This is a genomic window from Alteromonas mediterranea DE (genome assembly GCF_000020585.3).
Classification (GTDB): Bacteria; Pseudomonadota; Gammaproteobacteria; order Enterobacterales; family Alteromonadaceae; genus Alteromonas; species Alteromonas mediterranea.
Window position 1 is genome coordinate 2,612,021 of the sequence record NC_011138.3, and the last position, 26,242, is coordinate 2,638,262.

General features: G+C 44.3%; 20 protein-coding genes and 1 pseudogene. 10 read left to right on the forward strand and 11 right to left on the reverse strand.

Annotation, left to right across the window (positions count from 1 at the left end):
• Window positions 1-16 precede the first annotated feature (16 nt).
• Together glgB and malQ are read right to left on the reverse strand one after the other, a co-directional pair.
• Window positions 17-2,209 carry a 1,4-alpha-glucan branching protein GlgB gene (gene glgB, locus MADE_RS11625; protein WP_012518788.1) on the reverse strand — a complete coding sequence of 731 codons (2,193 nt, stop codon included), beginning with the start codon at window positions 2,207-2,209 and terminating at the stop codon, window positions 17-19.
• Between the two features lie 162 nt (window positions 2,210-2,371).
• A complete protein-coding gene (gene malQ / locus MADE_RS11630; protein ID WP_012518789.1) occupies window positions 2,372-4,570 on the reverse strand; it encodes a 4-alpha-glucanotransferase in 2,199 nt (732 codons plus the stop codon).
• 236 nt (window positions 4,571-4,806) lie between these two features.
• Between malQ and gap the strand changes: the two genes are divergently transcribed.
• Both gap and MADE_RS11640 read left to right on the forward strand, forming a co-directional pair.
• A complete protein-coding gene (gene gap, locus MADE_RS11635) occupies window positions 4,807-5,802 on the forward strand; it encodes a type I glyceraldehyde-3-phosphate dehydrogenase (protein ID WP_012518790.1) in 996 nt (331 codons plus the stop codon).
• A 223-nt stretch (window positions 5,803-6,025) separates the two neighbouring features.
• Complete coding sequence (locus MADE_RS11640; protein ID WP_012518791.1) at window positions 6,026-6,877, forward strand: D-hexose-6-phosphate mutarotase; 852 nt, start codon at window positions 6,026-6,028, stop codon at window positions 6,875-6,877.
• Between the two features lie 144 nt (window positions 6,878-7,021).
• On the opposite strand, the gene MADE_RS11645 is transcribed toward MADE_RS11640, so the two are convergent.
• Genes MADE_RS11645 through zwf form a run of 5 tightly spaced genes read right to left on the reverse strand, consistent with a single transcriptional unit; the run spans window position 7,022 to window position 12,646 of the window.
• A complete protein-coding gene (locus MADE_RS11645) occupies window positions 7,022-7,666 on the reverse strand; it encodes a bifunctional 4-hydroxy-2-oxoglutarate aldolase/2-dehydro-3-deoxy-phosphogluconate aldolase (RefSeq protein ID WP_012518792.1) in 645 nt (214 codons plus the stop codon).
• Window positions 7,667-7,669: 3 nt separating this feature from the next.
• Window positions 7,670-8,623, reverse strand: coding sequence for a glucokinase (glk, locus tag MADE_RS11650; RefSeq protein ID WP_012518793.1), 954 nt, complete (start codon window positions 8,621-8,623; stop codon window positions 7,670-7,672).
• A complete protein-coding gene (gene edd, locus MADE_RS11655; protein ID WP_012518794.1) occupies window positions 8,623-10,449 on the reverse strand; it encodes a phosphogluconate dehydratase in 1,827 nt (608 codons plus the stop codon). Before edd ends, glk begins: the two co-directional genes overlap by 1 nt.
• A 9-nt stretch (window positions 10,450-10,458) precedes the next feature.
• Window positions 10,459-11,151, reverse strand: a complete 693-nt coding sequence (gene pgl, locus MADE_RS11660; RefSeq protein WP_012518795.1) for a 6-phosphogluconolactonase — start codon at window positions 11,149-11,151, stop codon at window positions 10,459-10,461.
• Between the two features lies 1 nt (window position 11,152).
• Complete coding sequence (gene zwf / locus MADE_RS11665) at window positions 11,153-12,646, reverse strand: glucose-6-phosphate dehydrogenase (protein WP_012518796.1); 1,494 nt, start codon at window positions 12,644-12,646, stop codon at window positions 11,153-11,155.
• A gap of 284 nt (window positions 12,647-12,930) precedes the next feature.
• Here zwf and MADE_RS11670 point away from each other — a divergent pair, with 284 nt between their 5' ends.
• The 3 genes from MADE_RS11670 (at window position 12,931) to MADE_RS11680 (ending at window position 16,545) form a co-directional block, all read left to right on the forward strand.
• Window positions 12,931-13,782 (forward strand): MurR/RpiR family transcriptional regulator, encoded by an 852-nt coding sequence (locus MADE_RS11670; protein ID WP_012518797.1) that lies wholly within the window; start codon window positions 12,931-12,933, stop codon window positions 13,780-13,782.
• 239 nt (window positions 13,783-14,021) lie between these two features.
• The gene (gene pyk / locus MADE_RS11675) at window positions 14,022-15,458 is read left to right on the forward strand and encodes a pyruvate kinase (RefSeq protein ID WP_012518798.1); all 1,437 of its coding nucleotides are present in this window, start codon (window positions 14,022-14,024) and stop codon (window positions 15,456-15,458) included.
• Window positions 15,459-15,696: 238 nt separating this feature from the next.
• A complete protein-coding gene (locus MADE_RS11680) occupies window positions 15,697-16,545 on the forward strand; it encodes a 5'-methylthioadenosine/S-adenosylhomocysteine nucleosidase (RefSeq protein ID WP_414631217.1) in 849 nt (282 codons plus the stop codon).
• Between the two features lie 55 nt (window positions 16,546-16,600).
• Here MADE_RS11680 and MADE_RS11685 read toward each other — a convergent pair whose 3' ends face one another.
• Entirely contained in the window at window positions 16,601-16,978 is a 378-nt protein-coding gene (locus tag MADE_RS11685; RefSeq protein WP_012518800.1) for a hypothetical protein, read from the reverse strand.
• 409 nt (window positions 16,979-17,387) lie between these two features.
• Between MADE_RS11685 and MADE_RS20935 the strand changes: the two are divergent.
• Window positions 17,388-18,467 (forward strand): annotated as a pseudogene (locus MADE_RS20935) (polysaccharide lyase family 7 protein); the annotation flags it as partial.
• Between the two features lie 607 nt (window positions 18,468-19,074).
• On the opposite strand, the gene MADE_RS11695 reads toward MADE_RS20935, so the two are convergent.
• On the reverse strand, window positions 19,075-19,674 hold the full coding sequence (locus tag MADE_RS11695) for a BON domain-containing protein (RefSeq protein ID WP_023559745.1): 600 nt from the start codon (window positions 19,672-19,674) through the stop codon (window positions 19,075-19,077).
• Between the two features lie 444 nt (window positions 19,675-20,118).
• Between MADE_RS11695 and MADE_RS11700 the strand changes: the two genes are divergently transcribed.
• Complete coding sequence (locus MADE_RS11700) at window positions 20,119-21,096, forward strand: endonuclease/exonuclease/phosphatase family protein (protein ID WP_012518803.1); 978 nt, start codon at window positions 20,119-20,121, stop codon at window positions 21,094-21,096.
• Between the two features lie 33 nt (window positions 21,097-21,129).
• On the opposite strand, the gene MADE_RS11705 is transcribed toward MADE_RS11700, so the two are convergent.
• The gene (locus MADE_RS11705) at window positions 21,130-21,678 is read right to left on the reverse strand and encodes a hypothetical protein (RefSeq protein ID WP_012518804.1); all 549 of its coding nucleotides are present in this window, start codon (window positions 21,676-21,678) and stop codon (window positions 21,130-21,132) included.
• 433 nt (window positions 21,679-22,111) lie between these two features.
• Here MADE_RS11705 and MADE_RS11715 point away from each other — a divergent pair, with 433 nt between their 5' ends.
• Genes MADE_RS11715 through MADE_RS11725 form a run of 3 tightly spaced genes read left to right on the forward strand, consistent with a single transcriptional unit; the run spans window position 22,112 to window position 24,404 of the window.
• Window positions 22,112-23,095, forward strand: coding sequence for a glycosyltransferase family 2 protein (locus MADE_RS11715; RefSeq protein WP_012518806.1), 984 nt, complete (start codon window positions 22,112-22,114; stop codon window positions 23,093-23,095).
• 23 nt (window positions 23,096-23,118) lie between these two features.
• Window positions 23,119-23,793, forward strand: a complete 675-nt coding sequence (gene gntA, locus MADE_RS11720) for a guanitoxin biosynthesis heme-dependent pre-guanitoxin N-hydroxylase GntA (RefSeq protein ID WP_023559747.1) — start codon at window positions 23,119-23,121, stop codon at window positions 23,791-23,793.
• 17 nt (window positions 23,794-23,810) lie between these two features.
• Window positions 23,811-24,404 (forward strand): DUF1989 domain-containing protein, encoded by a 594-nt coding sequence (locus MADE_RS11725; RefSeq protein WP_012518808.1) that lies wholly within the window; start codon window positions 23,811-23,813, stop codon window positions 24,402-24,404.
• A gap of 40 nt (window positions 24,405-24,444) precedes the next feature.
• On the opposite strand, the gene MADE_RS11730 is transcribed toward MADE_RS11725, so the two are convergent.
• Window positions 24,445-26,187, reverse strand: coding sequence for a hypothetical protein (locus MADE_RS11730; RefSeq protein WP_012518809.1), 1,743 nt, complete (start codon window positions 26,185-26,187; stop codon window positions 24,445-24,447).
• Between the last annotated feature and the right edge of the window lie 55 nt (window positions 26,188-26,242).

Consider the following 26,242-nt stretch of genomic DNA (forward strand, 5'->3'; position numbering starts at 1 on the left):
TATTATTTAGCTAAGCTTATTCACTCAAATCAGCAACGTAAAACACCGTAGCAAGTGGCGGTAAGGTTATCTCTACTGAATGTCTACGATCATTCCACGGAACAAGTTGTGCGGTTGTGTTGGCAACGACTTCGTAGTTGCTACCCCAATAAACCCCATCGTCGGTGTTCAGCGCCAGCGTCAACGTGCAGGCTTCATCCACACCAATTCTAAAGTTCTTGCGCGGGACAGGCGTAAAGTTAGACACCACGTAGACTTTTTGCTTTGCATCTTTTGAAGTGCGAACAAACGACACAACGCTTTGATCCGCATTGCTGTGATCAAGCCACGCAAAACCCGCCGGGTCATGATCTTGTTCATAAAGGGCTGGGGTGGAGGTGTACAAATGGTTTAACGCCTTATACAGCGCTTGGATACCTGCGTGCTTTTCGAAGTCAAGCAAGTGCCAGTCTAAGCTGCTATCGTGATTCCATTCCCGTGCTTGCGCCAGTTCGTTACCCATGAAGTTAAGCTTCTTGCCTGGATGGCCATACATGAAACCTGCGTAACAGCGCAAATTAGCGGCTTGTTGCCACTCATCGCCCGGCATCTTATGTAGCATGCTGCCTTTACCATGTACGACTTCATCATGGGAAATGGGTAAAACAAAATTTTCATCAAAGGCATAAACCATGCTAAACGTGATATCACCGTGGTGGTAATTCCGATATGCAGGGTCTTTTGCAATGTAGTGCAGCGAGTCGTGCATCCAGCCCATGTTCCATTTAAAGCCAAAGCCTAAGCCACCGTCGAAAACAGGGCGAGATACTTTGGGAAATGACGTGGACTCTTCCGCTATAGTCATAGCGTCTGGGAAGTGCTTGTATACTTCCTCGTTCATCCATTTAAGCAGGCTTATCGCTTCGTAATTTTCATTACCGCCGTCAACGTTCGGGATCCACTCGCCTTCGTTGCGGGAGTAATCTAAATAAAGCATAGACGCTACCGCATCAACCCGAAGTCCGTCCACGTGAAACTTGTCAAGCCAGTAAAGAGCATTGGCAACTAAAAATTGACGAACGGTATCTTTGCCAAAGTCATAGATACATGAGTTCCAATCTGGGTGCCAGCCTTTACGAGGGTCTTCATATTCATACACACACGAACCGTCAAACCTTGCCAGACCGTGTCCATCTTCAGGAAAATGAGCAGGTACCCAATCGATGATAACGCCCACGCCGGCTTGGTGACATTTATCGACAAAGTATTTGAAGTCATCTGGATTGCCAAACCGACTGGTAGGCGCGAACATACCTACCGGTTGGTATCCCCACGAGCCGTCGAAAGGAAACTCTGATATTGGTAGCAGTTCCACATGGGTGTAGCCCATATCGCTAACGTAACCAATCAAATCATCGGCAAGTTCTTTATAGGTAAGATACCGCGCCTCTGTAGCAGCGTCAGGTCGTTTCCATGAGCCTAAGTGAACCTCATAAATGCTCATAGGGCTGGCGTATTTATCCCCCTTGCGATTTTCCATCCAATCACTATCGCTCCACTGGTAGGAACGGTGATTATAAATTTTCGACGCATGAGAAGGATACTGCTCAGCACAGAATCCTAAGGGGTCAGCTTTATGCGGTAAATCATGACCATTGGCGTCTTTGATATGATATTTATAGCGTTCGCCTTCAGTGAGCTCGGGTACGAAGAGCACCCAATACCCCATCGACGTTTTCTCCATCGGGTGAGTACGTCCGTCCCACTGGTTGAAATCGCCAATGAGTGATACCGCGCTTGCATTTGGCGCAAATACACAAAACCTCACGCCACTTACCGTCTTGCCCTGTGGTGTAGAGATATCAATTAACTGCGCACCCGCTTGTTCGTACAAATTTGCTGGCGTGCTATCGATATAATGTACGGCATGGTAAGCCTGTTCAGTAAATTGATAAGGGTCGATATAACCATTATCCCCTCTCCCCTTATTAGCGACTACGCGGTAAATTTCACCGTTGTACTCAGCGGGAAGTGACGCTTCAAATAAGCCATTCGCATTGTCCGATTTAATAACTCGATCAGCTAGCGCAGAATTCTCCCATTTAATCGTTACTTCGCTGGCGTCAGGACACCAAACACGAAGCATTGCACCTTGTTGACTGGCAATGACGCCAAGATGAGAAAATGGTTGGGAACATGTTACTTGTTCGAACTGCTGCGCTAAATGCATTCGCTACTCCTAGTAAAAACCCGCATGGCAGCGGGTTGAATTGAGAGCTTAAGCACGTCTTTATGTGTTTAAGCTCTATCAAAAGCACCCTTGTGATACTTTATCTTACTCGATTAAGTTAACTAGGCAACTGCCTATTAACATTTTTTTAATAGTGAAAGCTTAACCTTGGCTGGCTTGCTTTCTTGCATGAGTAAGTTTAGATGCTAATTCGTTTATATCATGTCTTTCGAACATCGACTCGATATTCTCTGTCAGCTTTCTACGCCAGTTAGGATATTCGTCAAAAGTACCAGGGATATTAACTGGCTTGTCCATTTCCAGCCAGTCTTCTAATTGAAGACTGAGCAGAGCACTAGAGCCCCCTGCCATGTGTACCTGCATTCCGTTGTTTAATTCACGGTTCATACCCGTAAAATTAACATTGTGACTGATACTATCGCTAATTGAACCATGCCCGTGCAAGGTATCTAGAATAGCCTGCTTATTTTTGTGACGGTCTGTATACAAGATTTGCAGGATTTCTTCTGTTGGATACAGCCCAATCTCTTTGCCTAATTCTAAATCTAAACAATGCCAGTACCCGATAAGTGTGGGCATATCGTGAGTGGTTAACGTCGACATCGACTGAACCGGATAGTGACTTGGCGAGAAGAAACCGCCGTCTTCGGCTTGCTCAAAGAAGAAAACGCGATACGAATACACGCCATTTTCAGCAAGCTTACTGCGAATCTCTTCAGGTACTGTGCCTAGGTCCTCGCCAATTACAAGGCTTTGGTTACGATGACTTTCTAGCGCAAGAATGCCTAACAAATCATCTACCGGATAGTAAACATAACCGCCTTCTTTTGCATCGTCACCCTTAACGACCCACCATAATCGCAGAAGCGCCATTACGTGGTCGATTCGTAGCGAACCTGATGACGCCATGTTAGAAGCAAATAAGTCGATAATGGGCTGATAGCCTTGTTCATATAATTTGTGCGGGTCCATTGGTGGAAGACCCCAGTTTTGACCAAGGGGGCCTAAAATATCTGGTGGCGCGCCTACACTGGCATCAGTACAGTAAAGGTCTTTATTGCCCCAAATCTCCGCGCTTCCCTCGCTAACACCTACCGCTAGGTCGCGATACAAGCCAATGGTCATGCCAGCATCACTGGCTTTGTTGCTCGCCTGCTCTAGCTGTTGCGCAGCAATCCATTGTAAGAACAAGTAAAATTTCACTTCGTGTTCGTTGGCGCGCTTAAATTTAGCGACGGCTGGATTGTGATAATCTTTAAACTCTTCTGGGAATACAGGCCACCCCCAACTTTCTTTCCCCTCACCCTTAAGGTGAGATTGCAGCGCATCATACACCGCAAGCATATCTAAACTTTCACCGCCTGCTTCAACAAACGCTTTGAATGCTTTGTTTTGCTTTGTGTTCTTACGAAGGTATTTGGCTTCATACACTTCAAATACAGCCTTAAGCGCGGCTAACTTAATATGTGCTACGGCTTCGTAGTTCACATGCTCTACATTGCGCGCATGCTCTAAAGTAGCGGTAAACTCGTCATCGTTCACTATTGTTTGCACTGATGTGTCGTCGTAGCCTTCAATCGACGTAACGTCGATGTACAGGTAATTTAACCAGCGGCGAGAACTTGGACCATAAGGAGAGCATGCATTTGGGTTCGCTGGGTATAAGGCGTGAATAGGATTTAAGCCAATAAAGTCTGCTCCAACGCCCGCTGCTTTTTCAATAAGTTGAGAAAGGTCCGAGAAGTCACCAATCCCCCAGTTATTTTCACTACGCACACAATATAACTGTACGCTTAGGCCCCATATTTTCTTGCCTTCTTTAATTTCATTCGGCGTGTAGCAGGCTTCTGGTGCAACAATAATGCGAGAGCGGGCAAATTCATCGTCATCGGCACTTAGTGCGACATCGTGATATCCCAACGGCAAATCTAAAGGTAGCGTTACAACGTATTCATGAAATTCAACATCATCAATGTGCGCCATGGTTGTCATTTCTTGGTCAACCGGCGTGAAGTCATGAGTAAGTACGTTACCCGCTTCACAGGTAACAGTTAGGGTGTGTACATCGTTTACCAACTCAATAGGTAAGCGCACGGCTAGATTGATCTCTTGAGTGTTGCGCACCACCTGAACAGGATTTAGTGGCGACAACCACACCGACTTTATATCTTGTGTAATTTGTGACTGAATTTTTTCGTCACTGCTGGTGTCATAGCCAAGTGTATTGAGCAATTTCGCTTTGCTTGATTCTGCGATGGTTGCTGGTTTTCCCCATGCGTCTACGTATTGGGTTTCTATTCCCCGCATTTCAACCAGTTGTTGCAGAAGTTGTTGTGTCATGGTGTGTCATTCCTGTTATTCGGTGAAAGACGCAAAGGCTGAAGCAGCAAGATACGTCTACATACAAATTTTTAACATTATTCTAGAAACAAGGGCTTCGCGATATCTGAATACGATTGCAATAGCATTAATTCGTAATTTTGCAACACTTTAGCAATTTATTTTGCTAATTATGGCATTTTGATCCATACTTTACGTAATTTATTTTCATTTCATTTAAACAATCGGGGTACGTTATGACAATTCGCATCGGTATCAATGGTTTTGGCCGTATTGGTCGCCTAGTAATGCGTGCAGCAGCAGAGCGCAACGACATCGAAGTTGTAGCTATTAACGACTTGCTAGACACAGACTACATTGCTTATCTATTGAAGTACGACTCGACTCACGGTTTATTCGACGGTGAAGTAACAGTAGATAACAATAACCTAGTTGTAAACGGTAAAACTATCCGTATTACATCTGAAAGAGATCCAGCGGCACTTAAGTGGAATGAAGTTGACGTAGACGTGGTTGTTGAATCAACAGGTCTGTTCCTGACTAAAGAAACAGCAGCTAAGCACATCGAAGCGGGCGCGAAGAAAGTAGTAATGTCTGCGCCTTCTAAAGATGATACGCCAATGTTTGTTATGGGCGTTAACCAAGAAAGCTACGCTGGCGAAACTATCGTTTCTAATGCGTCGTGCACCACTAACTGCCTTGCACCGCTAGCGAAAGTACTAAACGACAAGTTTGGTATTGTTGATGGTCTTATGACAACGGTTCACGCGACTACAGCAACGCAGAAAACGGTAGACGGTCCTTCAATGAAAGACTGGCGTGGTGGCCGCGGTGCGGGTCAAAACATCATTCCGTCATCAACGGGTGCAGCAAAAGCAGTAGGTAAAGTAATTCCTGAGCTTAATGGCAAACTAACAGGCATGGCTTTCCGCGTACCTACGCCAAACGTTTCAGTGGTTGACCTTACTGTTAACCTAGCAAAAGCGGCGAGCTACGATGAAATCTGCGCGGCGATGAAAGACGCATCAGAAGGCGAGCTTAAAGGTATCATGGGCTACACCGAAGACGCTGTTGTATCGAATGACTTTGTAGGCGATGCACGTACGTCAGTATTCGATGCTACAGCCGGTATCGCGCTAACAGACACTTTCGTTAAGTTAGTGTCTTGGTACGACAACGAATGGGGCTACTCAAACAAGGTTCTAGACCTTGTAGCGCACATTTCCAAATAATTAATAAAATTTAGATCAAATAGTTAAACTATTTGCTTTAAAGTTGAGTTAATCTAAAGGTGTAAACACTGCGTTTGCACCTTTTTTGTTTTAAGTGGTCTTAGTCATTACTAAAACTTAACAAAAGCGATACTTGGGTTATTTGCTATTTAGTTTTAATTCGCCCAAGAGCTTTCCTGTCGCTTTTTCTTTACCTGTTTCTTTATTCGTCCAAGGAGGGCTTATGCCACCCGTTAGTTCAGTCACTGTTAGCGAGTCTAATGGACTTACCTTTTTAGATGTCGATAACGCATTAGCCACGGCGCGAATAAGCCTGTTTGGCGGCCATATCTTGTCTTATGTACCTAAAAGCGATGATAAAGAACGCCTTTGGGTCAGCCCTCACGCCTATTTAAACGGAGAGCGGCCAATTCGCGGCGGTATTCCCGTTTGCTGGCCGTGGTTCAGTGACGACCACGGGCGGGAAAAAGGTGCCCTTCCCTCCCATGGCTTTTTAAGAACCCAAGTGTGGAAGTTGATTGATTCAAAAGACGACGATAGCGGCACAACCATCGAATTGTCACCAAGCTTTACACGGGCAGATGGCTTTGAAAATGAGTGTAACGTGTCCATGGTGATCAAGGTGGGCAATACAATGGACATCTCTTTAATTACTGAAAATACCGGCGTGGCACCTTTCGAATTTAACTGTGCGCTTCACACTTATTTCCATGTTGACCATATTCAACATACGCTAATTAGTGGTATTGAAGGCCAGTACAAAGATAAACTGGATAACTGGGCGTTAAAAGCAACACCCACCCCTTACGCCATTACCGGTGAAACTGACCGCATTCACTTAGCGCCAATCAAAACGGCCGACATTGAAGTGGACGGTAATGCTTTTACTCAAGTCGTTTCTGAGGGTAATGACTCACTTGTAGTATGGAACCCATGGCAAAGTGCCGCCTCTATTTCAGACATGGACCCGTTTGGTTACAAGCATATGCTGTGCGTAGAGACATCATTAACGCAAGGGAAAACGTTAGCACCTAGCGAGTGCCACACGCTGAAACAAACTATCGTTCCACGATAAGCCAACGTCTAAAGTTTGCGTATACAAGTGTTTGGCTATAGATAGTTTGGGTTGGTAAAATAACGTTTTATACGTTCTTAATAGCTAAAAAGAAAAAACCTGCCGCAAGGCAGGTTTTTTTAAAATGTCGAAGCAATACTTGGTTTATTGCTTAGCACCAGCAACGGCTTCTTTAGCCAGTTGAGTGATACGCGCCCAGTCACCTGACTCGATTGCATCATCAGGTGCTAACCACGAACCACCTACGCACTTCACGTTTTTAAGCGCTAGGTAATCGTTGTAGTTGTTCGGACCAATACCGCCTGTTGGGCAGAATGTCACATCAGGGAAAGGGCCACTGATAGACTTAATCGCCTTTACGCCACCTGATGCTTCTGCAGGGAAGAATTTCATGTGAGTATAACCCGCATCTTTACCCTTCATCAGGTCAGACGTTGAAGAAATACCCGGAATGAGAGGAATATCCGCATCCATACCCGCTTTAAGCAGGTCTGCAGTCATTCCCGGGCTGATAGCAAACTTAGCACCGGCTTCAACAACAGCTTTTAGCTGTTGTGCATTAGTTACCGTACCTGCACCGATTAAAGAATCAGGCACTTCATCGGCAATTCGCTTAATCACGTCAATGGCCGCTGGTGTACGTAAGGTTACTTCTAGCACTTTGATACCACCTTCCATTAGCGCTTTCGCCAGAGGTACCGCTTTTTCTACGTCATTGATAACCAACACAGGTACAACTGGGCCGGCCGCAAAAATTTCCTCTGGAGAGGTTTTCCATTTCGATGTCATAATTTAGCTCGCTGTATTTTGATTCAGATATGCAGCCGCACCTAATAGACCATGATCAGGCTCTGCAATTAAAAAGGTGGGAATGTCTTTCACGTAATGCTTCATTTGCCCCTTTGCTTCAAAACGCGCTCTAAAGTCACTGTTTTGAATAAACTCAGGGAAACGGTTGGCAATGCCACCACCAATGAAGATACCGCCTGTTGTCGCCATATTAAGGGCTAGATTACCTGCAAAGCTTCCCATTATGCGACAGAACTGCGTTAAAGTGGCTTCTGCTATCTTGCAGGTTCCGTTTAGTGCAGCTTCGGTGATTTGCGCTGGCTCAGTAAATGCTACCGGTGCAGACGCATCGTTAGCTAACGCGGTATAGATGTTGTGTAAACCACGGCCAGACATGACTTCTTCAGCAGACGCTCGGCCTAATGTTGTTTGTAGATGACGCCATACCACTACATCAGTCTCATCAACGGGAGCAAAATCGACATGACCGCCCTCACCATCCAGGGTTTGCCAGCCTGACGAGGTCATGGTGATGTGCTCAACACCTAATCCCGTCCCAGGCCCGAAAACAGCAATATTGCCATTTTCTTTCGCTATGCCTTCACCAATTTGAACGACTTGGTCTTCGCCTAATACAGGCAAGGAGTGCGCTACCGCAGTAAAGTCGTTTATCACAAATAATGCGTCTAACTTAAGCTGAGTGCGCAAGGCATTTTGTGAAAATGCCCAGCTGTGATTGGTCATTTCGACCTGATCGCCAAGTACCGGACAAGCTATGGCAATACAACCTTGAGTAAAGTTGTATTGCGGCATGTCAGCAAAGTATTGTCCTATAGCTAAATCAATGCTGGCAAAGTCGTTACACATGTATTTTTTAATGTCAGCGACACCTGAGTCGGTTACTCTCGCAACACGAATGTTCGTTCCGCCAACATCAGCCACAAACTTCTGACTCATTACGCTTGCTCCTGCGTGTAAAACAGTGAACACGCACCTTCTTCAGCGCCAGTTAGAATGGCTCGCATACCTGCAAACATTTCGCGTCCCATACCAACATGGTGTTTAGCCAAGCTAGCAGGCGCAGCTTCACGAGCAGCTAGCGTTTCTTCATCGACATGTAAGGTAAGCGCACCAGTTTCTGTGTTTAGCTCTATAATGTCGCCCTCGTGCACTTTAGCAAGTAGGCCGCCCTTATACGCTTCTGGAGTCACGTGGATTGCAGCTGGTACCTTACCTGACGCACCAGACATTCGTCCGTCTGTAACAAGCGCAACCTTAAAGCCACGATCTTGCAGCACGCCTAGCGGAGGCGTCAAGCGGTGAAGCTCTGGCATACCAATCGCTGATGGGCCTTGGAAGCGAACAACAACAATGCAGTCTTTATCTAGCTTGCCAGATTTAAACGCGTCATCCAGTTCAAACTGATCTTCAAAAACAACCGCAGGCGCTTTAATAGTGCAATGTGGTGTAGGTAGCGCTGACGTTTTGATTACGCCTCGGCCAAGGTTACCGTCGAGCACGCTTAAACCACCATCAGGTTTGAACGGTTGCTCTACCGTTGCAAGTACTTCTTTATCGAGTGATTCAGTTGGGCCATCGCGCCATTTTAGTTCACCGTCTTTAAGCACAGGCTCTTTGGTGTAGAAATCTAAGCCTTCACCCACAATCGTTTTTACATCGTTGTGAAGAAGTCCAGCATCAAGCAGCTGTTTGATAAGCAGCGCCATACCGCCCGCAGCCACAAAGTGGTTAATGTCTGCAGAGCCGTTAGGATAAATACGGGTAAGCAAAGGAACAGCGTTTGAAATATCTGAGAAGTCATCCCAGTTCACGATATAGCCAGCGGCACGAGCAACAGCAATAAGGTGCATCGTGTGGTTAGTTGAACCACCTGTAGCTAATAGACCAACAAGGCCATTTACAATCGCTTTAGCATCGACAATATGACCGATTGGCGTGTAGTTATCGCCAAGATCTGTTAGGCGCGTTGCTTGAACAGCAGCGGCTTTTGTTAGTGCATCACGTAACGGCGTGCCTGGGTTAACAAATGAAGAGCCAGGTAAGTGCAAGCCCATCATTTCAACCACTAACTGGTTAGAGTTCGCGGTACCGTAAAAAGTACAGGTCCCTGCAGAGTGATAAGACTGAGACTCTGCTTCAAGTAGTGCATCACGGCCTACTTTGCCTTCTGCAAATTCTTGGCGAACCCGCGCTTTCTCTTTGTTTGGTAAACCCGATGGCATTGGGCCGGCTGGCACAAATACTGTTGGTAGGTGACCAAAGGTAAGTGCACCCATTAGTAGACCAGGTACGATTTTATCGCAAATACCTAGCATCAATGTGCTATCAAACATGTTGTGCGAAAGTGCGATAGCCGCGCCTTGAGCAATGTTGTCACGACTCATTAGGCTCAAGTCCATACCAGACTGACCTTGGGTAACACCATCACACATTGCAGGCACACCACCCGCGAACTGAGCAACACTGCCTACTTCTTTCACGGCGTCTTTAATAAGCGCAGGGTAAGTTTCGTAAGGCTGGTGCGCAGAAAGCATATCGTTGTATGCAGACACAATAGCCACGTTGGCTTTTGTCATTGAGCGAAGATCGGATTTTTCACTCGTCCCACAGGCAGCAAAGCCATGGGCAAGGTTACCACATGACAACACGCCACGATGAGGCCCCTGACGACGTGCTTCTTCGATTTTTTCTAAGTACGCTTTACGCGTCTCTTTACTACGCTCGATAATTCGTTGCGTAACTTCAGCAATTTTTGGATTCATGTTTGTCTCCTATGGCGCCCACATCAAGGTAACCGGCGCTCGGTTAACAACGGCTGTGATGGGCTTTTGCGCTTCGGTGGCATTGTCAATAGCGTCAAGCAATACTTGCTTCTTCTTTTCGCCCGTTAAATGCAAAAAGATATTTCGACTATTAAGTAACGCAGGCAGCGTTAATGAAATACGTTGATGAGGTGCTGTTGTAGGTTGAACAGCAATGCAGGTTCTGCCGCTGCTCATATCTAAACCGTCAAGTACTTGCTCAGAACAAGGGAAAAGCGATGCAGTGTGACCGTCTTCCCCCATGCCAAGAATTAATGCATCAAAAGGCTGCGACATACTAGCTAAGTTAGACTCAGCAGCATTCACGCCTTCATTTGCATCATCAGCATCGCTTTTAAGTTCGATAAAACGTGCTGCTGCGGCTTTATTTTGAATTAAGTTATTTTTTACTAAGCTGGTATTGCTGGCCTCATGACCTTCTTCAACCCAGCGTTCGTCGGCAAGCGTTACATCAACCTTATCCCACTCAAGTTCGGTTTCGCTTAGCTGCTTGAAAAGCGCAAGAGGCGTACGACCACCACTCACGATAAGCGATGCACGACCACGAGTTTTTATCCCTGTTTTTAAAATACTTACCAAGTCTTGCGCAAAGGCGTCGGTAAGTGCGTCAGGTGTTTCAAATGATAGAGTTGTTAATGCCATATTATTTTTTCTTCCCTGTTTTACTTTCGTACCAGCTGCGATTTTCTCTAGCTAAAAGGCCAATAGAGTCAACCGGACCCCATGTGCCTGCTTGATAAGGCTCTGGTGGCTCGCTTGACTGCTTCCACGCTTCGAGGATTGAATCTACCCATGTCCAGGCCTGTTCGATTTCATCTCGGCGTACGAATAGCGCCTGATTACCTAGCATAACTTCAAGCAGCAGTTTCTCATACGCATCAGGAATGCGCTCATCGGCAAACGCCTCAGAGAAGCTTAGGTTAAGCTTAGATTTTTGAAGGTCCATAGAGCCTGAACTGGTTAAGCCAGGTACTTTGTTCATTACGGTGATTTCAACACCTTCGTCAGGCTGTAAGCGAATAACCAGTTTATTCGGCGGAAGGTTTTTAAAGCTATCGCCAAATAAGTTGTGCGGCTGACGCTTGAAGTAAATAACAACTTCACTCACCTTGGTTGGCATACGTTTACCGGTGCGTAGGTAAAACGGCACACCCGCCCAACGCCAGTTGTCGATCTCGGCTTTAATCGCAATAAAGGTTTCTGTTTTACTTTGCGTATTGGCACCTTCTTCTTCAAGGTACCCAGGTACTTCCTCGCCCTTCACAAAGCCAGAGGTGTACTGACCGCGAACCGTGCTTTCGTTAATATTGAACGAATTGATAGAACGCAGCGCCTTAAGCACTTTCAGCTTTTCGTCACGAATGCTGTCAGCGTCAAGCGTAGTTGGCGGCTCCATTGCTACCAAGCTCAAGATTTGAAGTAAGTGGTTTTGAACCATGTCACGCATTTGACCTGCGTCATCAAAGTAACCCCAACGACCTTCAATACCCACTGATTCAGCGACTGAAATTTGAACATGGTCAATACAGTTATGATCCCAGTTTGTCGCGAAAATAGAGTTTGCGAAACGCAGTGACACTAGGTTAAGAACGGTCTCTTTACCTAGGTAATGGTCTATACGATAAATTTGTTTTTCATCGAAGTACTCAGCCACTTGTTCGTTGATAACTTTTGACGATTCCAAATCGTGACCGATTGGTTTTTCAAGTACAACGCGTACGCTTGAATCGATGATTTTACAGCTGTGCAGACCACGGCATATATCGCCGTATATAGCAGGAGGTGTTGCTAAGTAACACACCATGGTGCGGTTTGGGTTAACATGGTCGTCGAGAACACAGTAGCTACCAACATCTTTCATGTCGACGCAGGCATAATGCAAGCGAGCTTTCATGCGCTCCCAAGTTTCTTCACACAGGTTCTTTTCGCCAAACTTAACCAAGTTAGCGTGCACTTCTTCTATATACGTGTCCAGCTCCATCTCTTGACGCGCAACACCAACAATGGTGGTGTCTGGGTGCATCAAGTTCGCTTTCTCAAGCTGATATAAAGAAGGCAATAACTTGCGTCGTGAAAGATCTCCCAGCGTACCAAAAAGCACAAAATCACAGGGTTCGTAGGAATTATCCAATACCATATTCGTCGACCTTTTAAATGTATGTGTTCGCGGTGTATTGTACAGTTATTTACAACACCAACGACTATTTTTACCGTATAGTTAACACCAAATGTAGTAAAATTACAACTTGAACCAACTATAGGATCTGATTCTTTACAGTTTCCTTAAGTTTACCTGCATTTACCCTGTTAGAAACAACAAAAATTGTCAAAAAATTACATTTTTCTTGTCACAGTCGTCACATTGGGTACTATTACCCCTGTACCTTACAATAAATTGTGCCAACTAATTGCTATATATGTATGAACATTTTAGAAAAAATTACACAAAATCAAGCCGCGTTCAGTAAATCAGAGAAGAAGGTAGCAGAAGTAATTCTCGCTAACCCTCAAACTGCCATTCACTCTAGTATAGCAACCCTCGCTAAGATGTCGGATGTTAGTGAACCGACCGTAAATCGATTCTGTCGAAGACTCGACACAAAAGGGTTTCCAGACTTTAAATTACATTTAGCGCAGAGCCTAGCTAACGGCACGCCTTATGTTAACCGACACGTTGATGAAAACGACAGTCCAGACGAATATACTAATAAAATATTCGAATCGACTATGGCATCGCTGGAAGTAGCGCGCCAGTCAGTTGATGTTAATGTCGTCAATCGCGTTGTCGACTTGCTTACCCAAGCACAGAAAATCTCTTTCTTTGGGCTTGGCGCATCAGCGTCAGTTGCTCACGATGCACTTAATAAGTTTTTCCGCTTCAATGTACCTGTTGTTTACTTTGAAGATATTCTGATGCAGCGAATGAGCTGCATGAACTGTTCAGCCGGCGACGTAGTTGTACTTATTAGTCACACGGGACGCACAAAAAGTTTGGTCGAGATTGCCCAGATAGCGCGCATGAACGACGCCACCGTTGTGGGCATTACTTCTGCGGAAAGCCCTTTAGCGCAAGAGTGTAGCTATGTGCTATCTCTAGAGGTGCCTGAAGACACGGACATGTACATGCCGATGGCATCACGCATTGCCCAACTGACGCTTATCGACGTGCTGGCAACAGGCTTTACCCTGCGTCGTGGTAATAAATTCAGAGAAAACCTAAAGCGCGTGAAAGACACACTGCGTGGATCTCGCTACGAAAAGCGTGGCGATTAGCGTTAGCCGTAACTGATCATTGTAGGTTTTATCACCGTACAAATAATAGGCTTATAAATATAACGAAAACGCCTAACTGGTCGAGCCAGTTAGGCGTTTTTCTTTATTTCATTCACATTTTTGTCAAATTAAACTATTATTCTGTAATAAAATTACGTAAAGCGATTACAGGCGTGCCGTTAAGAAGCACTGCCTATCACTCTTTGTCTTTTCTAACTTAGAAACAGCGACGGAATCACATGACCAGAAGAACGAAAATTCTTGCCACCCTAGGACCTTCAACCGACTCTTTAGAAAAAATTCAGGCGTTAATAGCCGCCGGCGCAAATACGGTGCGCATGAACTTTTCCCACGGCCAGGCTGAAGATCACATCGAGCGTGCAAAGCGCGTACGCGAGGCAGCGAAGAACTTAGGAAAGTATGTAGCAATATTAGGTGACCTGCAGGGCCCTAAAATTCGTGTTGCACGCTTTGCTGAAGGCGCTGTTCGTTTGGAGGTAGGTGCGAAGTTCATTCTCGACGCTGAGCTAGGGCGAGACGAAGGCGATATTAACCAGGTAGGCATCGACTATAAAGCCCTACCTGATGATGTCTCTGCGGGTGATATCTTGCTTCTTGACGATGGTCGCATTCAATTAAGAGTAACCGGTGTTGAAGGTCGTAAAGTAATTACCGAAGTAACGGTAGGTGGTAAACTTTCAAACAATAAAGGCATTAACCGTCAAGGCGGTGGTCTTTCTGCCGATGCGCTTACTGAAAAAGATAAAGAAGACATTAAAACGGCCGCTAAAATTGGCGTTGACTATCTAGCGGTATCGTTTCCGCGTAGCGGAGCAGACCTAAACTACGCACGGGAGCTTGCAGAAGCTGCAGGTTGCTACGCAAAAATTTGTGCAAAGGTTGAACGTGCTGAAACCGTAGCTTCTGACGAAGCCATGGACGATATTATCGTAGCCTCTGATGCTGTAATGGTAGCTCGCGGTGATTTGGGTGTAGAAATTGGAGACGCAGAACTTGTTGGCGTTCAGAAAAAACTTATCGCCCGTTCACGTCAGTTAAATAAAGTGGTTATTACTGCGACCCAGATGATGGAGTCGATGATCGATAGCCCTATGCCAACACGTGCTGAGGTAATGGATGTAGCAAACGCTGTACTAGATGGTACAGATGCCGTCATGCTTTCTGCTGAAACCGCTGCGGGTAACTTCCCTATTGAGACTGTTGCTGCAATGGCCCGTGTTTGTGAAGGCGCAGAAACTCACCCAAGCGTGAAGATTTCTAAGCACCGCATGGATCAGCAGTTCTCATCAACGAGCGAGTCAATTGCACTGTCTGCAGTATACGCGGCAAACCACCTTTCAAGCGTTAAAGCGATTGTAGGCTTAACGGAAAGCGGCACTACGCCAACCTTAATGTCGCGCATTACTACGTCGCTTCCAATCATTGCGATGTCTCGTCACGAGTCAACACTTAATACTATGGCACTTTGCCGCGGCGTTAAGCCTGTTTACTTTGACTCATCAAACAGCGAGCCGGGTAAACTGAAGTACGACGTCATTGCTTCGCTAAAAGAGAAAGGGTTAGTCGAAAGTGGCGACAGCATCATCTTAACCTACGGCGATGAGATGGAAAAAGTGGGCGCAACGAACACATTGAAAATTGTTGAAGTGGAATAAAACCACTCGGGTATTAAAGCGAAGCAAATGCTTCGCTTTTTTTTGCCTAAAATCTGCTGATACTTCAGCACACGCCAAAAAATAAGCAATCGGGCGTTTTTATTCTTTAATCTAAAGCGCCAAAACCGCTACATATATACCTAACTGATAATTAGTCAGAGCGATAATAACAAGGATAAGCATGAACAGTATTAAAAACATTTTCCGTTACTCGATAAAGGTAATCACACTAGCGTTAATGCTTACAGGCGTAGTGTGGGGAAACACGACTGTACAAACTGCAATGAAGAGTACAGAGGTAAGCTCCCAAGTGGTACCTTTACAACCTATTATGATACAAGGCCCTATGCCCATAGAAGCGGAATATTTCGCCGCGCTTTTAGACAATGTAAACATTGAGTATTCGGGCAATGCCGTATTCTACCGAGGTACATTAGACGGCTACCCTATCGTCGTGGCGAAAACCGGCAAAGGACTTGAAAATACGGCAGCCGCCACAGCAATAGGTATAGAAAGATACCGTCCACGTCTTATCATTAACCAAGGTACATCAGGTGGTCATGACCCAGATTTAAACGTAGGCGATATAGTCCTTGGCGAACGCAGCGTGAACGCATCAAACTTTAAAACCCAAAAACTTGCTAAGGGTGAAGGTTCAAAGCCATTTCAATGGCTACCTATGGATCTTATGGCCTCAGAGAAAAGTGCTGGTGAAGGCAGTAGCGCGAAAGACGCTGAAAAGCTACGATTTTACCTTGGTGATAAGACGCTGATTGCGCTGGCTTCATCACTTTCTTCGTCATATAAACGGGGTAAGGTTGTGACAGGTACTATTGGCAGCGGCAACTTTTGGAATAACGAGATAGACAGAATAGCTTGGTTACACAAAAATATGGGCACTAGTGTTGAAGAGATGGAAACCTCTGCAGCCGCGCAAATTGCCCATGCATACCACACACCGTTTTTAGGTATCCGCGTGTTATCAAATAATATTACTAATCACGGTGAATATGACCCCACTACAGCGAAAGATTGCCAAGCGTTTGTCGCTGACGTGGTAAAAGCGTACATCAAGTCGTTAAATTAAATAAACTAGATGCCTAATTTCGCAATGAAAAAGGCCCCTTGCTAGGGGCCTCTCGTTAAATTGCTTGGGCGGTATAAATTTCCACTTCTTTCGAAACATCGTTTGCGTACTGCATTAGATGATGACTTAAGATGTTGTCAGCGCGCTCGACAAACTCATCTCGCTTAAACTTCCACCCGCGCAGGTCAGCTTGTTTTGCTTGGGCAATATAAAAGTCTAAACGGGTTTTTCTTAGTAGGTGCGCTTTGTTCTTCAAGTCGAATTCGACTAATGAAAACCTTCTCTCAACTTTCTGTATATCAGCGTGAAGGGGGCGCTCTACGTCATCGGCCGTTGCTTGGCTTACAGACAGTTTCCCCTGCCCTAACACACCAACTACAACAATAAGTGCAGAAACTACAATACCTGAATATATCCACTTTAATAAGTTCATGTCTCACTCCTTGAACCAATTTTAAACTGCGTTGGTTTTTACCAAGTACCCATGCATTCATTAGGGCACTCTTTCTAGCTATGCGTTTATTCACATCGCTTTTCGCAGGTTGAAATTCATTGTCTAGCTGCGACTAATACTCAAAGGAAAGCAGCTTTCATACCATATAAATTTATTATTAGAATCAAAAGGATATGAAAATTAACCACTACACCAAAACCTGTAGAAGGAACTTTCTACACGCTTTAAGAGAAAATTTACCCTGTCTATTCTGCATATTGTTTAAATAACAACTACTGACCTAAACATACTAAAGAAGATATAGCGTTTTGCGCATATTTGGTATTACCAAAATTATAAACATTAGTATAACTGAATAAGGTAAGCCCCTGCCCAACAAGAGGTTTCAATGTATCGCTTTAAAGGAAAATCTAAGTCCCCTACGTTATGGAAATATGCAGCTCCCCTATGGGCTGCACTCACGTTTGCATTTTCTAACACTAGTATAAGTGCGGAGTTAAAACCCGCAGACAAATTCGATTTAAGTGAGTGGAAAATTACACTGCCTACCGATAACGATGGAAACGGCAAAGTCGATGAAGTGTCGGTAAAGAATATTCAAAAACTCAGTCATCCAGACTTCTTTTATCTAGATGATGAGGGAAATATGGTGTTTGCTGCGCCTAATAAAGCGCTTACCACACAAAATTCATCTAATACCCGTAGCGAACTTCGACACATGCTTCGCGGTTCTAACACGCGTATAAAAACTCACTCCCCCAAGAATAACTTTACCGTCGCTAGCAACCCTATTTCAGACCGCTTTGCGCAAGTAGGCGGAAAATTAAACGCCACGCTTAAAGTGCAGCACGTTGCTACCAGGGCAAAATATCCCGACAAAGCGCCGGCTTTTTCAGTGGTAGTGGGCCAAATACACGCCAGTAAATGGAAGAAAAAGGTCAAAGGATTTGGTTGGGGTAATGAACCACTAAAGATTTATTATAAAAAGTGGCCACAGCATGAAACTGGTTCTGTATTCTGGACTTACGAGCGCAACTTGCCCAAGAATGATAAAAACCGTACTGATATTGCTTATCCAGTTTGGGGAAATTTATGGACCGACCCTGAAAACCCGGATAGCGAGGGTATTAAACTTAACGAGAGCTTTAGTTATGAAGTGAACGTTCACGGTGATGTGATGTACCTAAGCTTCAAATCAGACGGACACAAGACCGTTAATTATGCTATTAATCTTGCCAATGGGGTAAATGCCTATGGTGAGTTGGACCAGCACGATCACCCTTACGGCTATACGCTAGATTGGAATTATTTTAAAGCGGGCGCTTATAACCAGTGCAGTACTAAAGATGATGACGGCTTTTGGTACGCTGCATGTATGGGTACAGGAAACTGGGAAGAAGATAAGAAAAACGGTGACTATGTTCAGGTCGCGTTTTCCCACTTAACGGTAGGTGAAAGCAGCGAACCTACTGAAACCTTCAAAGCTAACCTTGTCATGCAAAGACCCGTGGCGAAAAGCGACAACGTTAAGATTGGCGCTACGCTAAACAAAAAAGAAGCGATATCTATAGATGCTATTCCCACTTCCGCGTTAACGGCAATAAAAAGTGTTGCTCCTAATTTTGCGGTACAAGAAGTTGAGAAAAAATACAAACACGATCATGTATATCTTGATGTTGAAGGTAAAGACGCTAACGGAAATGAAATAGAATTCGATATGCTGCAAGATGGCGAGCGGTGGCAAATTGTTGAAGTGCAGCGGGATATGACTTTGGAAGATTTACCTTTTGCTGTAAAAACACTTATCAAGAAGCAGGAAAACTCTGATCAAGTTAGGCGTATCATTGAAAGTAAGCAATACGGCACTGACATTACGATTTATGAATTTTATCTTGTGGCAGAAAATGGCACTGAATCCCGTAAAGAAATTAAATCTGAAAATGATGAAGTTGTCTTGTTGGATGAAGAGTGGAAACATTAGTTATGTCGGTGTGCTAACCATTCTACCTTACTTACGTCAGGCAAGAAAAAAGGGGCGAGCGCCCCTTTTTCCATTAAGTCGAATAAAGAAACCCTTAATTCATTGCAGTTTCAGTAACAACACGTAGGTCACTTTCAACGTCTTTAACATCTGACGCGTTTTTAGCAATTTCCACTGCTAGGTCACGCTCAGCGTCGGAATCAACTTCACCGGTTAGCTTCACAATGCCGTTTTCCACATCAACATCGATGTCGAAGCCCGAAATGTCGGTGTCCATTAATAGACGAGTTTTTATAACTGTTGCAATTTTTGCATCTGTCAATTCACTCGTACCTTCCTCTACGCCTTCTTCCATGTCATCTGACATGTCAGAATGCATATCGTTATCAGCAACAACGGTAAGCTTATTGTCTACAGAAGTTACGCCGTCGATATTTGCTACTAGCTCTTCTGCCAGCTTTTTATCGACAGAGTTTTCAACCTTACCGGTTAAAACGACGTTACCGTTTTTAACGTCTGTATTAATGTCAAAAGAGTCAAGGTTGCCGTTAAATAACAGCGTCGCCTCGGCTTTACCGTCTATCCATGCGTCTTTGGCACCTTTTTCCCATTTATTATCTGTGTCCATATCACCTGCATATGCAGCAGTAGTTAAAGATGTGGCAACAATCATCGAAAGTATTGAACGTTTCATAACATTTCTCCTTTGTCGAAACTCGAACTTAGCAATGCCAGAACCTTGCCAACAAAGTAACATATTGAAATAATTTCTTTTTATTGATTATTCGCCTGGATACTCTACCCCACTGATTGCAAACTTTGCCTTAGGTCGAGAATTTTTTACTTGATGATTTTGCGGTTATCAAAGGTGGTCTGATTGTTAAATAGGTAGTTGAGTAGATAGTTAAGTTGATCGATGAGTTAATGCTTGAATAATGTAACGAGCAAGCGAAGTACAACAAGGAAGATTAAACTGATTTAACAAAATCCGCGTAATGATAGCTGGCATAGTTTCGATACTTCAATTAACTAAGGTATCGAACACTTTTCTTAATATATCGCTATTGTCTGCAGTTAACTCTGATGCAGATTAAAGACAAGCAAGACACTTAATTTTTAAATCAAGGACGCCCAAAAGATGGATATTGCGCTCATTATCGCATCGCTACTCTTTATAATAGTCAGCTTTACCCCGTTACTTCCTTCTTCCCACTGGTTAGTTAGAGTGTGGGAATTTCCGCGTCTTCAAATTTCCGTTATTATAGGTTTCCTGCTTATATGCCACGTGGTTAATTGGCCTTCTACCAATATTCCTTTTTTCGTTAACGCACTCGCCGTAGGTGGCTTAACAATAAGCCTTGTTTACCAAATTATCTGGATTATTCCCTACACGCCGTTTTACAAGCGTGAAGTTACTAGAATAAAAAACGCGAAACCACAAGACACCCTCAGCGTGTTGTCTAGCAACGTGTATATGCCCAATAATGATTTTCGTAAACTTATTGAGCATGTTAGAAATAAGCAGCCTGATTTTTTGGTTACGCTAGAATCCAACGAGAAGTGGCAAAAAGGGATTAGCGAAATTGAATCGGAATACCCTTATCGAAAATTTTGTGCGTTAGAAAACCTCTATGGCATGCACTTATACAGTAAGATCCCTTTTGAAGAGGCCACATTGAACTTCTTGATTGAAGATGATGTACCGTCAATGAAAGTGAAAATAAAGCACAAAGGTAAAGATGCGTTACTCTATTTTCTTCATCCGAAACCGCCTAGCCCTACAGAAAATACTTACGCGAAGCCGCGGGACATTGAGTTAACGGTAGTGGGCGAAGAAATAGCTAAAACAGAAGGGCCGATAATTGTAGCGGGCGACCTTAACGACGTAGCCTGGTCTCCTACCACCCGTAAATTTAAAAAAATTAGCGGGCTATTAGACCCAAGAGAGGGGCGTGGCTTTTATAATACATTCCACGCTAAGTACCCGTTAGTAAAATGGCCCCTTGACCATGTATTTCACTCTAGGCACTTTGCGCTCGTTCATATTGAAAAATTAGAGGGCATTGGCTCTGACCATTACCCTTTATACACGGAGCTCGCGTTTATTGAACAGTAAACCTATAAGCGCGAACCAAACTATTGTTTGTTTTTAGTGAGAGCCTCTGTGTTCTACACACCACATTAGGCTTTCGCATGCGTCCTCGCGCCTTTTAAAATGCGCTAAGCCGATAAGCTTCCCTTCTCTGGGCCAAACAGCTTGGTCTAGTACCCTTTGCTCTTCCTCTGACAGCTGGTCAGTGTCTAAAACAATCTCTATTGCTTTCTTGTTTGGCTTGATAAGCGTTGGATTCGCCGCCTTAACAAGCGAAGACTTCACACAAATATACTCGCGCTTAACCGGATCGCATACCACGCCAATCAAGTCGTCATCGCAAATAATAGCTGGCCACCCCTCTGATATCCGGCTTTGACCGAACATAATAAGCGTGAAAGCAACGAGCACAAAAAGCGTTAGGCCGATAAATTGCGTACTTAAATCTGGCGCCACACTAATGATGACGCCGACAACAGCGGCAAAAAATATCCAACCACCAAACACCCGACGCATTGCGTTAGGAGAAATACCCGATATGACATCCACGACTTTAAGCGATTGCTTGTCGTACTGCCTTATAATTACAGACGATTGTGATTCCACAGCCTTTGTCCACCGAAGAAAAAGAAATACCTAAATTAATACGTTACAAGTAAGGCTGAAGATTTACCTACACTCAGACCGAACAACTCTTAGAAAAGAAACCCAAGTTTTTCGATAAACAACGTGTTTAATGATACATGTAGGGACATTTAAATTGTTGAATTGTAATGCTTAAACCTACTATCAAAGCATAGCAAAATAAGAGGCTGGGGCAAAGCTATTGCGTTTGCTTTGTAAATTTTTCTCCTTCTTTGCACCTATTGCTCGCTTGCGCGAGTAACCAATAGCGAAATTGCCACAAAAAAGAAAAATAAATCATAACTTTCAACAACTTAAACATTGGGAACGCACCTTGCTTACTACGAAAGTATAACGTGCAAGGTGCACCGTTGAAGCTAATAAGCATTCACAGGGTTATCAAAGGAGGTTGAGTATGCGTTCGCCAGTAAGTGCAGTAACTATTGTTAAAAGTAGAACCGAAAAACTTTGCAATTTAATTTCGCAACTGGAGCAGTGCTCTCCAACGCCTGACGAGCTTGTACTCGTTTGGATGGCCCCACCGTCAGACCTTTCGCTGATTAAAAGCGATAAATTCGACATCGTGCACAAGTTTACAACGCAAGGCGAATTACCCATTGCGAAAGCGCGAAACAAAGGTATGCAAGCAGCTAAACATGCAAACCTCGCATATTTAAACGTTGATGCCGTGATTTCGCCATCACTATTTAGAGATGGTTTGCTGGCTTTAAAGGACAACTCAGTAGTTTTTACTTCAGTAGTCTTTTTACCCAGTGAACGCTGCAATAAGACTTATTCAGACATTTCAAAAAATGAACAGCAAATTGGTTATCTAGCGAGTAACGATGAAACGTTGCCGGAAGATGATAACAACGAAATACCTTCGAGAGAAAAGGAAAACCATCATGGAAAGTTTAGTGACGATAGTATTTGTTCTACAGTGTTTTTTATTCGTAAGGCAGACTTTCAGAAAACCGGCGGCTTCGATGAAGGCTACGCGGGTTTCGGACTAAACGACGAAGACTTTTTTACCAATTGTCGAGCGTTAGGATATTCACTCGAGCAATTACCTACCCGCACGTTTGCGCCGCAGCGCCCTAACTATCAATGTCCGGTAAATCATTTGTTGGACTTTGTGCATAACGCCCAGCGTTTTTATTCGAAATGGGGCTTTTACCCTTGCGAAAATGTGCTTAATGCCTATGCAGAAGAAGGCTATATCAACGCAGACTTTAAAGCGAATGGTGTGAAGATAGTTCAGCTTCCTGAACATGAAGACGAGGCGGCTATAACCCCCTCTGTAGATACTTTAAGCCCTAGTTCTAACGCTAATACAGTCGCATTCACCTCTTTTCATTCGCCGGCTAAAAACCAAGAGGTTTTAAGCACAACGGCTTGAACACGTAGGAAAGGAGATATGGAATGTCTATAGTAAAGCCGGACTTAGAAGCCCGTTTTCTCTCCTTCGTGGAGGACGATGAGTTTCCCTGCGTAGGGGCTAAAAGCGCGCTTACTAAGCAACAAATTCATATAAATCAGTATGATGATTTTCGCTGTGATTCCAACGAAACTGACATTTTGGCGTCCATCCACAAATTCGTAGAAACGTTTACGTTAAAGCGCGATATGTACTCTTCACTTGTTGTTACCTTTGAGCAGCCTGATACGATTAGCGAGAGCGAATTTGATAAAGTGCTCTGGGAAAAACTACAACGCCTGCATGAAGTGGATGCCTGTTTAAAGTCTTGGGATAGTAAAGTTTCCAGCGATCCACACAGTGCGCAATTTAGTTTAAGTTTAGGCGGAAAAGGTTTTTTCGTTATCGGCTTACACCCAAATGCGTCGCGTAAAAGTCGACGCTTTTCCAACCCCGCTATTGTATTTAACTTACACGAACAGTTTGAGCTATTGCGAGATCAAAAGCGCTTTGAAGCATTCAGAGATCATATTAGAAAGCGCGACGTCGCCTATTGCGGCAGTAAAAACACGTTGTTAGCAAACCACGGCGATAGCTCAGAAGTTTACCAGTACAGTGGAAAGAAACATTCAGAAAATTGGGAATGCCCGTTTAAACAGGTAAAACATCAATCTTCATAAAGACAAAAAGGTCCAGTATGAGACAAACAATTCAGCCAAGAAGCGGCACAGCATTTACGATTAAAAAAGGCGAACTGCTGAAAGTAATCGACCCAGAAGGGGAACAAGTGGCCGACCTTTATGCATTTAATGAGCATGACAAAGAAGAGTTTATTTCTTCGGGTCGAAGCCTAGATTACAACGAAAGTATTCAATTTAAAAAAAGCAGCAAACTTTATTCGAATCGAAGTAATGTGATGTTTGAAATTGTAGAGGACACGGTAGAGGACCACGATTTCCTTTTAACCCCTTGCAGCGTTGACACGTTCAAACACTTTTACCCAGATGAAGCACCTGTGCCAGGCTGTCACGGTAACCTCGTTGCAGCGTTCTCAGAGTTCGATATTCCTGAACATCATGTGTGTACTACCTTCAATACGTTTATGAATGTAGAGGTAGACAGTGCAGGGAAAATTGCCGTGTTACCACCGAAAAGTAAAGCTGGCGACTATACCGTATTTGAAGCGAAAATGGATATGATTGTAGGTCTTACCGCATGCTCAGCCGGTGAATCGAACAACTTCAGGTATAAGCCTATCCAATTTGAAATTTTGCCCGCGAACACACTTTAGTTCACGAGCAAACGCTCATTTTCAGACTGAACTTTAAGCGCTATCGCGTTTCTGCGATAGCGCTAGGCGCTTCAGCTTGCCAGTTAAGGCGCATATCCCACTTAAAACGGTGTTCAGGCTTAAGCGGGGGCTGCTCTGCATCTATCGTGCTGAGTACATTCGTCGCTTCAGTGAGCGTTGCGTCACGACCAAACAAATAGCTTTGCTCTTTCACGATAGTTAAATAGGCTTTATTAAGCGCATAAGCGCGCTCTGGTGAAGGCGTAATGATGTCGTACACTGATTTGGCACGCTGTACTTCTTCGACTTTCACCATGCCTTTTTCATCAAACCATTTAGCAAGCATCTCGCCGTTTTGACGGAATTCATCACCACCACCGACCCGCTCCATATACGTCAAAAACTCACCTTTTTCTTCATTGATATTCGGCACGTCTTCAATTTCTTTAAGGTTAATGTAACCCCACCCTGCTTGGCCTGGTACTTTTCGAGCAAAGGAGAAAGTTTGATCGAAGGTAGAGCCCACAGTCTTGTGACAGCCATTACAAAACGCGAGTTCTTGGTCGTGTTGGGCCCGAAGCTCGCCCTGTTCGTTTTCGATGAAACCATTGATGGTCCAGCCAAAGCCATTATCAATACCTTTTTCACCTAAATAACGGGTTTGAGGCAGCTTCTCAAAGTGCTTATCTTTTGCCTCAGCATAATAGGCAGAAGCGAGGCTCTCACGGCTTCTAAACATGTGCTTTTTCATGTAGCGTACTTCTTTCATACGCGGTGCATTGTATATAGTGCCATCTTCATCGACACCGATATAGCGCACGGTATGTAAGAATTCTGTGCCTTCAGGGTAAAGCATATGGGCGAGCGGAACTGCTTTTGCATCGCCAACATAATGAGAGGAACGGGCAATTTCAGTCACTGATTTTGTGAGCTTACCGTCTTGGTTTACGTCAATGTTCAGTACTAATTCATTGACCGGCGCTACAGTTAATGTATCAAGCTCTTTAAGCGCCATTTCAACCAAGCTTAGGTTCAATGTATAGATAGCCTTGTTGTACTCCCCATTTAGCGTTTGAAAGTCATCAGGAAGCCTGATCATGGCGTCGCCTGTCGAACCATTAGTCGGCCAAAACGTACTTGGAAAAGGCTTGTAATTGTAAGACACCCACCCGCTTCCATCTTTCGCGAAGCCGTCTTTATCAAACGCGTTGTCAGCAGAACTGAGGTTTTCAATGCGCATATAATCAGGCATGACATCTTTTTCTAACGACGCCGTATAATTATCTTCTTTTACATATTTTTTGATCGTTGCGTCGTCAATACCCCCTATAAGCGACGTACGGTCAATAAACAGGTTCTTCCAGCTATTCGTTAACCCCACATCGGAAAATTCATAGTTGCCTTGTAGCGTACCATCACCCATTTGATTAGGGCGCTTCTCTATCGAATCGTAACTTTGGTGGCACGCATAGCACGGGTTGTTAACCCCGTCGGTCTTGGTATAGCACTGGGGAGGGATCACAGATTCAGGGTTATACACTTCATTATGCTCAATATACGCAAGAGCGGGAATATCGTCCCCTTCTCGGTATGGGTAGGAATGTGCGCTATCGGCATCTGTTTGAGCCGATGAAGGCCCGTCTCCATTGGCAGAGTAAGTACTTGCGCTTACTCCGGTATTTGATTGATTGCTTAAATCAGCACTTGTGCTTTCAGTGCATCCTGCACTGATAAGTAGTGAAAGCAGAATGCCTGCACCTGGAATTATTTTTAGTATTTTCATAATCGTCACAACGGAAAAAAGCCGGGCGCGTAAACACCCGGCGTATTTTAAATTA